Source organism: Veillonella intestinalis (genome assembly GCF_943192895.1).
In the GTDB taxonomy this organism is placed as follows: domain Bacteria; phylum Bacillota; class Negativicutes; order Veillonellales; family Veillonellaceae; genus Veillonella_A; species Veillonella_A intestinalis.
Map to the genome: position 1 here is coordinate 150,360 of NZ_CALPCB010000006.1, position 13,325 is coordinate 163,684.

At 37.3% G+C, this 13,325-nt stretch carries 12 protein-coding genes; 2 read left to right on the top strand and 10 right to left on the bottom strand.

Annotated elements, in window-relative coordinates; all coding sequences use genetic code 11:
* Positions 1–181: 181 nt before the first annotated feature.
* The gene (locus NFR27_RS06310) at positions 182–1,336 is read left to right on the top strand and encodes an iron-containing alcohol dehydrogenase (RefSeq protein ID WP_251442889.1); all 1,155 of its coding nucleotides are present in this window, start codon (positions 182–184) and stop codon (positions 1,334–1,336) included.
* A gap of 193 nt (positions 1,337–1,529) precedes the next feature.
* Here the strand turns inward: NFR27_RS06310 and NFR27_RS06315 are convergent, their stop codons facing one another.
* The gene (locus NFR27_RS06315) at positions 1,530–2,426 is read right to left on the bottom strand and encodes a LysR family transcriptional regulator (RefSeq protein WP_251442892.1); all 897 of its coding nucleotides are present in this window, start codon (positions 2,424–2,426) and stop codon (positions 1,530–1,532) included.
* A gap of 581 nt (positions 2,427–3,007) precedes the next feature.
* On the opposite strand from NFR27_RS06315, the gene rpsD reads away from it, so the two are divergent.
* A complete protein-coding gene (rpsD, locus tag NFR27_RS06320) occupies positions 3,008–3,595 on the top strand; it encodes a 30S ribosomal protein S4 (protein WP_162099088.1) in 588 nt (195 codons plus the stop codon).
* 353 nt (positions 3,596–3,948) lie between these two features.
* Here rpsD and NFR27_RS06325 read toward each other — a convergent pair whose 3' ends face one another.
* The 9 genes from NFR27_RS06325 to NFR27_RS06365 all read right to left on the bottom strand — a co-directional run bounded on the left by NFR27_RS06325 (position 3,949) and on the right by NFR27_RS06365 (position 13,202).
* Entirely contained in the window at positions 3,949–5,052 is a 1,104-nt protein-coding gene (locus NFR27_RS06325) for a DUF362 domain-containing protein (protein WP_251442894.1), read from the bottom strand.
* Between the two features lie 335 nt (positions 5,053–5,387).
* Positions 5,388–5,885 carry a preQ(1) synthase gene (queF, locus tag NFR27_RS06330; protein ID WP_251442897.1) on the bottom strand — a complete coding sequence of 166 codons (498 nt, stop codon included), beginning with the start codon at positions 5,883–5,885 and terminating at the stop codon, positions 5,388–5,390.
* Positions 5,872–6,423 (bottom strand): QueT transporter family protein, encoded by a 552-nt coding sequence (locus tag NFR27_RS06335; RefSeq protein WP_251442900.1) that lies wholly within the window; start codon positions 6,421–6,423, stop codon positions 5,872–5,874. Before NFR27_RS06335 ends, queF begins: the two co-directional genes overlap by 14 nt.
* 215 nt (positions 6,424–6,638) lie before the next feature.
* Positions 6,639–7,517, bottom strand: a complete 879-nt coding sequence (locus NFR27_RS06340; protein WP_251442903.1) for a 2-oxoacid:ferredoxin oxidoreductase subunit beta — start codon at positions 7,515–7,517, stop codon at positions 6,639–6,641.
* Position 7,518: 1 nt separating this feature from the next.
* A complete protein-coding gene (locus tag NFR27_RS06345) occupies positions 7,519–9,270 on the bottom strand; it encodes a 2-oxoacid:acceptor oxidoreductase subunit alpha (protein WP_308795422.1) in 1,752 nt (583 codons plus the stop codon).
* A gap of 631 nt (positions 9,271–9,901) precedes the next feature.
* Positions 9,902–10,690, bottom strand: a complete 789-nt coding sequence (truA, locus tag NFR27_RS06350; protein WP_251454726.1) for a tRNA pseudouridine(38-40) synthase TruA — start codon at positions 10,688–10,690, stop codon at positions 9,902–9,904.
* Positions 10,691–10,700: 10 nt separating this feature from the next.
* On the bottom strand, positions 10,701–11,510 hold the full coding sequence (locus NFR27_RS06355; protein WP_251442946.1) for an energy-coupling factor transporter transmembrane component T family protein: 810 nt from the start codon (positions 11,508–11,510) through the stop codon (positions 10,701–10,703).
* A complete protein-coding gene (locus tag NFR27_RS06360) occupies positions 11,500–12,369 on the bottom strand; it encodes an energy-coupling factor transporter ATPase (RefSeq protein ID WP_251442949.1) in 870 nt (289 codons plus the stop codon). Before NFR27_RS06360 ends, NFR27_RS06355 begins: the two co-directional genes overlap by 11 nt.
* Complete coding sequence (locus NFR27_RS06365; protein WP_251442951.1) at positions 12,360–13,202, bottom strand: energy-coupling factor transporter ATPase; 843 nt, start codon at positions 13,200–13,202, stop codon at positions 12,360–12,362. Before NFR27_RS06365 ends, NFR27_RS06360 begins: the two co-directional genes overlap by 10 nt.
* Positions 13,203–13,325: the final 123 nt, after the last annotated feature.

Genomic DNA, 13,325 nt, shown 5'->3' on the forward strand with positions numbered 1-13,325 from the left:
TAGACGAGTACTTACTTTATAGCTTACCACAAATATAAAATAATTTAGCACTTATAAACTATATTCCATAATTCATATTTTTCATTAATAAATTGCTTTTAAATCATTGATATTATTCAAGAAGAAGCGTACAATGAAACTATAATATCGTTCGGATTATAATTATATAAGGAGGTTTACTATGGCTTACACAACATTTCGCATTCCTAACACAATTATTCACGGCAATGACGCCCTCTGTCATCTAGCTAAACTTGAAGGTAAGCGCGCTACTATCGTAACTGGTGGCAACTCTATGCGCCGTTTCGGTTTCTTAGATGAAACTAAAGCCCAACTTGAAAAGGCAGGCATGGAAGTGCAAATCATTGACGGCGTAGAACCAGATCCCTCCATCAAAACCTGTATTGAAGGGGGCGCTAAAATGGCTGAATTTCAGCCAGACTGGATTGTGGCATTAGGTGGCGGCTCCCCTATGGATGCAGCCAAAATTATGTGGGTATACTATGAGTATCCAGGGTATGACTTTATGGAACTTGTAAAATTTAATTTCCCTAAATTGCGCACCAAAGCAAAGCTAATTTGTATTCCTTCCACTAGCGGCACCGCTTCTGAAATCACTGCTTTTAGTGTAATCACTGATACAGAAAATAATATTAAATATCCACTCGTATCACCAGATATGGTCCCTGATATTGCCCTCTTAGATAATCGTATCCCCGCTAAAATGCCACCACTTATTACGGCTCAAACTGGTATGGATGTTATGACTCATGCCGTTGAAGCCTATGTATCAAAAGCAGCCGATGACTACACTGACCCATTAGCACTTCATGCGATTCAACTTATTTTTGAATACTTAGAAACAGCTTACAAAGAGCCAGATAATATGGTCGCTCGTGAAAAAATCCACAACGCTTCCACTATGGCAGGTATGGCCTTTACGAACGCTTCGTTAGGCATTGTACACAGTATGGCACATAAAATTGGTGGTGAATTCCATCTTACTCACGGCGAAGCGAATGCCATCTTATTGCCATATATTATTCAATACAATAAAAAAGCTACCTCCAAATATGCTAAATTAGAAGGTATTTTAGGTATTGATAGCCTAGAAGATGCTATATGGAATCTAAACCAACGGCTTGGTCTAACACGAACTATTAAAGAAGGACAAAATACAGTAATTAGCGAAGCAGACTTTAATGCAGTGCTTGACCGTATGAGCCCACGGGCTGTCGAAGATGCTTGCACATTAACTAACCCACGTAAACCTACTGTAGAAGATATTAAAAAGATTTACGAAGCAGCCTATTATGGCAAACCTATCGACTTTTAATAGGTAATACAACAGAGTCTTAACTCATATAAACAAAATGTCTACTCACTTAAAAAAAATGATAAACGCGGTTTGAGCCCCTCGGTTCAAACCGCGTTTTTAATCACTACTTACATATCACTATAGCAAAGTATAAGGAATGGGTAATCCATTATAAAATTTTACTCGCACTATAGCTTTGTGCACATCAATATTACTGACCTACTTTTTGTACAATATAATCCATAAATGTCTTCATTGTATCCCATTTAGAATTATTATTACGATATACGAAGCAAACCTGTAAATTTAATGGCTTAGCTAGTGCATAAAAACCTTCCGTAATGCCTAACGTATCCAATAAGTGACGAGAAATTAACGCCCCCGCATCATTGCGTTGACAATAATCAATCATAGCATATGGATTAGACAAACGAACTAATTGAGGCAAGGATTGACGACCTTCTTCAGAGAAGTAAGATTTCAATCGATGACTCATAAAATATTTAGGCGGGTACATTACCATTGGATAATCTAATAATTCTTCACAAGTTAATTGCTTGTCTCCTAGAAATTCACGTCTTGGTGCATAATAAACAACCGAGTCTTCACGAATAGCAATACTTTCATAGCTACTCATATCCTTGTTATTTGGTAAGTAACAAGTTCCAATATCGATACGGTTTTCACGAAGATCTAGCAACATTTCCTCTTCTTCCATGTCATAAATGGAAATAGAGAAATTTGGATTAGCTTGTTGAAAATATGATACATGAGCATTCATCCGTACGTCGCCAATGCTACGCAAAATTCCGACATTTAACATAGGTCGTTCCAATTTATTCGCTAAACGGATGCTATGAATAGCTCGTTCTAGCGTTTCAATGATATGCTCCGCCTCTGGTAAGAACTTTTCACCTTCTGCTGTTAGTCGGCTACCACGAGTGGATCGGGCGATTAACTTAACCCCCACTAAGCGTTCCAATTTTTTCATCTGCGCACTAAAAGCAGATTGTGTAATGTTAGCAGCTTGAGCCGCTAACGTAAAATTGCCCATTTTGCTATACGTGATAAAACTTTGCAACTCTTGCAGAGTAGGTAGTTCATCCATTCGTATCATCTCCTTTTTACGCAATACATAATCATACGTTCATAATTAATACTAAAAAATACCCCCATTAATAATTGAAGGTATCTCTTTTTTCTTTACCTTAGTATACCATGTATTCATTAATTTAGAAAAGAGATAGATACAAAAATTTTACATTTTTATCACTTTAATGAATTAAAAGAGGCTTACTACAACTGAATTTATCAACTGTCTATTGTTAAATAACATTTATACTATACTAAAGCAATGAGATTATTTTCCCCTTTTTAATGTATATAATTAAAACAAACATAACTGTTAAATTTTCTTATAATTTTCTATTTCAAAAACCTGTCAGAAACTCATATATTTTTCACAATATGCAAAATATTGGCATATAAATTCAACAAAACTCTATTTTCTTCTATAAAGAGCTTTTAAAAAGCCCTTTGCACTATTTGTGTAAATACCTACTATAGAAGAATTGCAAAAAAGCTAGGAAATAATTGACACTGAACTTGTATTTGTGCTATTATTATCGAGTACCTTTCTGAGTACACTAATTTTATATTTTTTATTTTTAATCATGAGGTGATAATCACATGGCAACGAGAAGAGAAGCACGCTTTAAGTTATGTCGTCGCTTCGGTGTGAACGTTTTCGGTCACTCCAAAGCTTTAAAGCGCGTAAAAAAAGACCAACGTCAGAAAAAAATGTCTGAATATGGCACACAATTATTAGAAAAACAAAAAGTTAAAGCATACTACAACTTGCTAGAACGCCAGTTCGTACGCTATTATGATAAAGCGAAAAAAATGCAAGGTGTTACCGGCGAAAACATGTTAATCTTGTTAGAATGCCGTCTTGACAATCTTGTATATCGCATCGGTTTTGGTAACTCCATCCGTCAATCCCGTCAGATGGTTAACCATGGCCACGTTCTTGTTAACGGTCGTCGCGTAGACATTCCTTCCTACCAGTGCAAACCTGGTGATGTAATCGAACTTCGCGAAGCATCCCGTGACAACGAAATGTTCAAATCTAACTTCCAGGAACTTCGTTCTTTCGAACTTCCTTACATTACTAAAGAATTAGAAGCTTTCAAAGGTACTTTAACTCGCCTTCCTGAACGTGCTGAACTTCCAATCGAAGTTAACGAAACGCTCATCGTCGAATTGTACTCCAAATAATAGCTTGCTATTTCAAGCCTCCCTTTTGGGAGGCTTTTTTATTATAATGCGATGTAAACCAATTAGAATCATTTAAAATAATTATTTTAAATACTCATTTACAATAATCAGCAAGAACAATCAGTAAATCTAATCAGCAAAAGCAATCTGTAAAACTAATCAGCTAAAATACTAAGTAGAAAATCTACAAAAAAGCAACGGCTAGAAGTAAACTAATTAAGTCTACTCCTAGCCGTTTTTAGATTCTTTTTTATTTACTAAAATCAAATATTTCTACTCATTACAATTTGGTCTTGCTATTTGCTGAAATTGTTTATTTTTTGTACTCCCTATTTACTGCCATATATTTCAGTTTATTTTACTTCCACAATGGAGTAGCTTCGTGTACCTAAGCCTAATTGCTCAGCTCGTACTAAAGCAGCTTCCCAATCAGTTTCAGGCGCAATAGTATGGAAATGATCCCAACTTTTTTCTTCCTTTTCATCGAGCATACTACCTGGCATAGGTGGCTGCGCATTTACTTTATCCACACAAGCTTGATCTAAAGCCACTAAATCATAAGAGGCCATAATCCCTACGTCAGGTACGATTGGCATATCATTCTCACCATGGCAATCACAGTATGGTGATACATCCATAACAAAACTAATGTGGAATCGTGGACGATTGCGCACAATAGCCGCTGTATATTCAGCCATTTTTTCACTTAATACAGTATTGGCTTCATCCCACATTGGTGAAATCGCATCTACTGGACATACACCAACACAACGACCACAGCCCACACATTTTTCTTCAGTAATAAAAGACTTACCATCCGTAACATGAACCGCATCATGCGCACAATATTGTTCACATTTATGACAACCTACACAAATTTCTTGCTGTACAAATGGTTTGCCCGCACTATGCTGTTCCATTTTACCAGCTCGGGAGCCACCACCCATACCAATGTTTTTAATTACGCCACCAAAGCCAGCTGCTTCATGGCCCTTAAAATGAGTAAGCGAAATAATAATATCCGCATCCATTAACGCACGCCCAATTTTAGCTTCTTTTACATGCTTTCCATCTGGCACTGGCACCAATACTTCATCTAACCCCTTAAGCCCATCTGCAATGACTACATGAGCCCCTGTATTATATGGATTAAAACCATTTTGATACGCCGACTCTAAATGGTCAAGGGCATTTTTACGACCGCCTACATATAAAGTATTACAGTCTGTTAAGAATGGCTTGCCACCCCATTCTTTAATTAACTGAACGATTCGTGCTACATATTGAGGGCGAATAAAGGCTAAATTCCCTGGTTCTCCAAAATGTAATTTAATAGCCACATATTTATTGTTAAAATCAATTTTATCCATCCCTGCACGACGCACTAAGCGCTCTAATTTATCTAATAAACTTTCCCCTACTCGAGTCCGTAAGGACGTAAAAAATACCTCTGACATACCTATGCCATCTCCTTTACTTTTTACAAAGAAATTATAGCCTCCTCAGGCTCAATTAACTCTATTTATATTATATCAAATATAGCCGTAATTGAGAAAGAATTGATATATACCTTTTTATCAATTTAGCCCATATTCCTTTTATTTAATTTAGTCCATATTTCTTTTTATTCAATTTAGTCCATACTACTCTATTAAAAAAATAGGCTCCTTTGGATGTCCAGTGATTATATAAACATTATATAAATTAGAACCCATAAGAGCCTATCTTATCTAAATCTTTAATTTTTTAAATTACACAACACCATAAAACGCAACCACTTATCAATACCATACTAGCGATATGCTACACGTTCTGGCTGCATATCATGGAAATGTAAACGTTCTTTGGCTACCTGTTCCCATTCTGTCCCTGGTTTGCCATAATTAGCATAAGGATCAATAGCTAAACCACCACGAGGCGTAAATTTCCCCCACACTTCAATATATTTAGGGCTCATTAAGGCAATTAAGTCCTTCATAATAATATTTACACAATCTTCGTGAAAATCGCCATGATTGCGGAAACTAAACAAATAAAGCTTTAAGGACTTACTTTCTACTAAACGCTCATCAGGCACATAGGAAATATAAATTGTCGCAAAATCAGGCTGCCCAGTCATAGGACAAAGACTGGTAAATTCTGGACAATTAAATTTAACAAAGTAATCATTATTAGGATGTTTATTAGGAAATGCTTCTAGCACATCTGGCGCATAGTCAGTTGGATAGGTTGTACTTTGCCCTAATCCATGTACACCTTGCAATTCTTCACTTGTTCTACCGCTTGCCATATGATGGCACCTCCCTTTGTAAATCTATGTCATCCTCCACCACAACTGGTGTTGTACCCATAATTAAATGGCTAAAACGTTCTAAGCCATTTACAATAAAAAAGCTCACTACTGCAGAAATCCCTTGCCCCACTAATAAAGAGGATACTAATACTACATAAGGCACGCCTAAAATAGGAGATAGCCATAAAGGAACTACTAAACTTGGTACCAATGTAATAAATGGAATAACAATCCAATTACCAAGTCCCATCCGCTTCCCTAATACAATACCACTCGTAGTAACTAGACCTACTATACAGCCCCCAATGGCATCAATCGGACCTAAGCCCCCCATGATTAAATTACTAATCAAATTGCCAAAGCCAAAGGCCAAAATAGAAAATGGAAATAAAGCGGCCAAACCATATAGCGCCGTAGCAATACGCACCTGATATTGACCGAACGCAAAGCCTTGCGTGACCATCATAATCACAATATACAAGGCTAAACATAGACCTGAAATAGTCAGCTTTTTTGTTGTACTTAAAGTATTCATTTTTAAAATCTCCTTAGTTTTATTTAAAGACAGGATGGTTACGAACTGTCTCACTACATACATGCTAACAGGCGATACCTACGCATCGCCTGTTAGTGGTGTAACATCTACGACTTATTATATCATAAACTGTTACCGTATGTAATTGATTTTATATAGAAAAAGTTAAATTTACAAAAACTTGCTCACCTTTTCTATCACCAAATTCAATCTAATTATTTAAATTCATCGCATAAGCCTTGGAACATAGTTGCATCTGGTTTTACTACATCATGTACCAATGCACGAGCATGAGGTCCACCATTAGCATCAGCTAATGCTTTTTCGAAGCATGGTTTAGTTGTATCTTGATAAATTAAACCAGTCAATAACCCTTGATAGTCACCTAATGTTTTTAAAGCTTCTGCACGATTAGAAGGATCATAGCCTTCGATTTTTGTTAATGAAGTTAAGTTATCTTTAAAATAATCGTAACCATTACGTTTATTATATGTTACGCATGGGCTAAATACGTTAATGAAAGAGAACCCTTCATGTTGCATACCTTGTTTGATTAGTTCTACTAATTCAGCACGGTTTGTCATGTAGCCTTGTGCTACAAATGTAGCGCCCGCAGCAATTGCAGTTTCGCAAATTGGCAATGGAGACTCAAAGGAACCATGTGGTGATGTTTTTGTTACAAAACCAATGTCAGAACGAGGGGATGTTTGCCCTTTTGTTAAGCCATATACATGGTTGTCCATAACAACATAGGTAATATTTACATTACGTTTAAATGCATGGATAGTGTGTCCCATACCGATAGCGAAAGCATCACCGTCACCACCGCAAACAACAACATCTAAATCTTGGTTAGCTAATTTTACACCTTGTGCATATGGTAACGCACGACCATGTGTAGTATGGGCACCGTAAGCATAGAAATAGCCACCAATACGGCTAGAACAACCAATACCAGAGATAACAGCTAATTTTTCAGGAGAAATATCTAACTGAGTCACAGCATCAGTAATGGCCGCTTGTACCCCATAGTGACCACAACCAGGGCACCAGTTAGGGCGAATATCATTTCTAAAATCAGTCACTTGAGCCATATTATAAAACCTCCTTAATTGCTTTTTTAACATAGGTTGCTGTGAATGGATTACCATCATATTTTAAGCAACTATGGAGCTTACATTTATTAGGCATGTTAATACGGAATAAGTCAGCTAATTGTGCTGTTGCATTTTGTTCACAAATAACAACTTTTTTAGCTTTTTCATAGAAAAGCATAAGTTGTTCTTTAGGGAATGGTTTAATCAATCGAAGTTGTAAGTGGTTAACTTTAACACCTTCCGCTTCCAATTCAGCAGCAGCCTCTTCAATAGCACCACGGCTAGAAGCAATACCAATTACCAATACATCACACTCATCATGTTTAGCATTGTTAAGGAATGGTTCATATACATCAGCTACTGTACTCAACTTGCGAAGACGTTTGTCAGTTTGACTAACGTGCATAGTTGGTGCTTCTGCTGGTTTACCTTCTTCATTATGTTCAAGGCCAGTGGATAAGAATAAACCATTTTTCATACCAGGAATAGTACGAGGTGAAATACCATCTTCAGTTAATTCAAAACGTTTGAAGTAATGAGGACGTTCTAATTCTGGTAAATCTTCTTCTTTCATCATTTTGCCGCGTTCAATTGGCACACGGTTCAAATCAAAGGAAGGAACAGATTGTTTATTCAAACCTTGTTGTAAGTCAGGCATGAAGATAACTGGACATTGATAAATTTCAGCCAAGTTGAAGGCTTTTTGAATTTCATAGAAACATTCTTCAATACTAGTTGGCGAAATAACGATATTCGCATAGTCACCATGTGCATTATGACAAGCTGCATTAATATCGGACGTTTCAACTTTAGTTGCCATACCAGTGGATGGGCCAGAACGTTGTACGTCGATAACTAACATTGGTAATTCAGCCATGGATGCCATGGACAAGGATTCAGCCATAAGACTTAACCCAGGGCCAGACGTACAAGTAAAGCCACGCACACCAGCGTATACACCACCCATCGCAGTCATGCAGGCAGCAATTTCGTCTTCTGTTTGAACAACAGTCGCCCCAATTTTGTCCATTTTCTTAATCATGTATTCCATAACTTCAGAAGCTGGCGTGATTGGGTAGGATGCCATAAAACGAGAACCAGCAGCAATAGCACCTAACGCTAACGCTTCATTACCTAATAAGAACATCTGATCTTTAGGTTCTGGTACTGGTAATGTATCTACGTCGCCTTCACCGCGTTTTTCAACGATTAGAGTATAACCGTCTTCAAAAGCGCTTAAGTTTTTATCAATTACGTCTTGTGATTTTTTAGCAAAACGTTCTGAAATAGCTTTCTTAAATGGAGCTTTATCAAATCCTAAGAGAGCTACAGACATACCTAATGCTACAATATTACGCATTAGCAAAGAGCCTTGTTTCATAGCTGTTTCAGTAATAGGTACAGCTAAGCAAGTAACTGGTGCCCCTTCAAATTTAGAGAAGTCAGGGTTTACTTTGCTATCGCAAATAATGTAACCACCATTACGAACTTCATTACCGTGCATATCAACGGTTTCTTGGTCTAATGCTACCAAGAAGTCAACGGATTCGCCAACAGTCATAATCTGTTCTAACGCAATGCGCAATGCAAAGGTTGTATGCCCGCCTTTAATACGAGATGCAAAGAGACGTTGGCTGTATAAAGAGTACCCCTCTTTAGCTAAGATTGTGGCCATAATTTCGCCGCAGCTTTCGATACCTTCGCCCTGCTGGCCACCCATTTTCCAGATAAAATCTTTACGTTTTTGCAAAAGATTCACCCTCCTTAGGATTAAACATTACATGGTATAGTGGATCTGTAAAATCTTTCAACTACTTATCATTTTAACATTTTTATACAAAATCAGCAAACAACTTCTCACAATCTAAGGTTTCCATTATGACTAGCCTGCAAGGCTAATTATAGCTTATAAATTACGTACATTCTATAGTGTATAAAATATATCATCAGGATATCAAACGGAATATTAATTCTTCATTTATTAATTTTTATACTCTATAATGAATTTTTTAGATATACATTTTACTATGAAATGTATTGCTCACTAAGAAGTAAAAAAGGCGTATCTATAGTCATAGTATGCCATCCATACCACTCAAATAGATACGCCTTTTAGAATCATCTAAACTACAATACGTCCATATAAATTTTATATTTTATTAATTTTAAATGCAAAGATTCAACTAACAAAACTAGAATTTAACTCATTATATTAGTAATTTGATTTAAACCATTCAGTAATGAAATATCTCAATCTAAGAAAATATCATACTAAATTAAGGAATTATAACCATGCCTATGAGCAAATGATATATCCCTACTCTTTTGTACCCTTTTACTATACTAAAACAATTTAGAATAATCAGCCTAATTCAATTAGTTTAGCGCCCTAGTGATTTCAATACTTCAGTCCGCCTAGTTTCATCAAAAAATATCTCTTCCAAGCATAAGCCTTGAGCTGGTGCTGTTTTTCCGATACAGCGCCGATCACGCTGCGCTAATAAATCGGGAATTGCCTCTGGTTGAATGCGCCCAAGCCCTACATCTACTATAAGACCTGCAATATTACGAACCATATGATACAAAAAACCATCGCCAATTACGTGTAAACGTAGTGTATCCCCTTCAAACAAAGGAACAACCGCATATATAGTTTTAACTGGATTGGCCGGTGTTGAGTTAGCCCCTTGCAAGGTTGTAAAATCATGCGTACCTTCTAAATAGCGAGCAGCCAACAAGATAGCCTCATGATTCAAAGGCTTTTTCACATGCCAATGATAGCGCATATTCAAGGGATCGGCTACAACATCATTATAAATAGTATATACATATTCCTTCCCTACAATATTCCAACGGGGTTTCCAATCTAAGGGAATTTCTTCGGCTCGTCGTATGACAATATAAGGTGGTAAATGAGCAATTAGGGCACGAGTTAAATTTTCTACGGGAATTCGTCCTGATGTAAAAAAAGTAACGACCTGAAAACGAGCATGTACCCCTGCATCAGTGCGAGAAGCACCATAAATAGAAATAGGCTCATTACACACACGACTTAACGCCTTTTCTAAACAATCTTGCACCGTAATCCCATTCTGTTGACTTTGATAGCCATTTAATTCCGTGCCATCATAGGCAACAATTAAGCGTATATTACGTTGTACTATTTCCAATGCAAGCTCCTTAAATTGTAATTGGGAAAAACCGCAATACTAAAAGTACACCTGTCACTACAAGTATACCCGCAACACCAATGTAATCATACGAAGTAATGGTCAATTCACGCATACGAGTACGATTCTGCCCCCCACGATAACAACGGGCTTCCATAGCAACGGCTAATTCATCAGCTCGGCGAAAGGCACTGATAAATAAAGGGACTAATAACGGTACCATATTCTTAGCCCGCTTAATAATACTCCCAGTCGTAAAATCAGCGCCCCTTGAAGCTTGTGCTTTCATAATGCGGTCTGTTTCTTCTAATAAAGTAGGGATAAAACGTAGCGCAATTGTCATCATCATAGCTAATTCATGGGCCGGTACCCCAATACGCCGAAAAGGATTTAATAAATGCTCAATTCCATCGGTCAAACGAATCGGAGAGGTAGTATATGTGAGCAAAGAAGAAAAGATAATTAAAAATACTAATCGCGCGGCCATAAAGCTCCCCATGCGCAAACCTTCTTCAGTAATTCTTAAAAAGCCCATCTCCCAAAGAACTGTCCCTGGTGTAGTAAAGATATGAATTGTCATAGTAAATACTATAATAATCCACAACGGCTTAATAGAGTTCCATACAAGGCGCATAGGCAATCGAGATAAGGCCACTGTAAAGACCGTAAATAAGCCCACAACTACATAGGCTAGGGTAGTTTCTGCTAAAAATATAGCTACGATAAAAATCATAGTAGCAATAATCTTAGCCCGTGGGTCCATACGGTGTAAAAAAGAATCGCCTGGGAAGTATTGGCCAATTGTAATATTACTTAGCATGGTGTACCTCCTTTAACGTTCTTTCAATCGCGCTCACTGCATCATCCACAGAAATAACTTGCTGTGATACAGGTAAGCCACGACCTCGCAAATATTCAACTAACTTTGAAACAGGCGGCACATCCACACCAGCCTCTTGCAATTCTTGGCGTTTGTTCATAAAAATATCTAGCGGTTTACCATCTAATTGAATTTGTCCATTATCAATCACAATTAAGCGATTAGCCATGCGCGAAATATCTTCCATATTGTGTGATACAAGGACGACTGTAATGCCTTTTTTCTCATGAAGTTCCATAATTTTCTGGAAAATCTCTTCACGACCAAAAGGGTCTAGCCCTGCTGACGGCTCATCCAATATTAAATAATCAGGATTTAAAGCCACTACTCCAGCAATGGCGACACGCCGCATTTGCCCACCAGATAATTGGAAGGGCGAACGTTCTGCATAGGTTTCATAGTCTAAGCCTACAAAATCCATAGCTTCGCGCACTCGCTTAGCCACTTCATCATCACTAAGACCTAAGTTTTTAGGCCCAAAAGCAATATCTTGCGCAATAGTTTCTTCAAATAGCTGATGCTCTGGATACTGAAACACCATGCCCACTTTGTGACGCATTAGCTTAGCTTCTTCAGTCTTAAGAGCTGCATCAACACCATTAATAGTAACAACTCCTGTTGTAGGGTGCAGTAAACCATTTAAATGTTGTACTAAAGTTGATTTACCAGAGCCAGTATGGCCAATAATACCAACAAAGTCGCCTTCTTTTATTGTTAAATTAATTCCTTTTAATGCCTCTTTACGATATGGCGTATTTTCACCATATACATAAGAAACAGAGTCTAATACTATTGGCATAATTGGTCCCCCAACTCTTCCTCCGTAATAATATCAGCCGGTAAATTCATCCCATTTTTTCGCAATTTAGCAGCTACTTCAGCAGCCACAGGTACATCTAAACCTAAGTCTTTTAACATTGGTACTTGTGAAAAAATTTCTTTTGGCGTGCCTTCATGTAGTAATTTACCATTTTTCATTACCACTACACGATCAGATGTAACCGCTTCCTCCATAAAATGAGTAATATAAACAATGGTAATGCCTTCTTCTTTATTTAAACGATGAACAGTCTCTAATACTTCTTTACGTCCTACTGGGTCCAACATAGCCGTCGGTTCATCTAATACAATACAGTCAGGCTTCATAGCTAATACACCAGCAATAGCGATTCGCTGCTTTTGACCACCCGAAAGTAAACCTGGTGAATGTAAGGCATATTCTGTCATATTCACACTTTTTAATGCTTCATTGACACGGCTACGAATTTCTTCGGGTGCTATGCCAAGATTTTCTGGACCAAAGGCCACATCTTCCTCTACAACAGCAGCCACGATTTGATTGTCTGGATTCTGAAATACCATGCCTACATGCTGACGAATATCCCACAAATGGTCAACATCACTGGTATCCATACCTAGTACTGTAACAGTCCCTTTTGTAGGTGTTAATAATACATTAAAATGCTTTGCTAAGGTACTTTTGCCACTCCCATTCGTGCCAATAATACTAACAAATTCACCCTTACGAATCGTAAGGCTTACATCATCTAAGGCATATACTACATTGCCAGACTCATCTTCATAGGTATGACTCATATGATTAGTCTGTATCATAATGTCTTGTGTACTCATTATTTATCCTCAACTTAATGTATACATAATTACTATATTGATAATATAAAAATAGCGGTCATTCGTCAACCTACGATTTACAAGTAGGTTGTTAATCTATCCTTTTATTTTACAATTTATTAG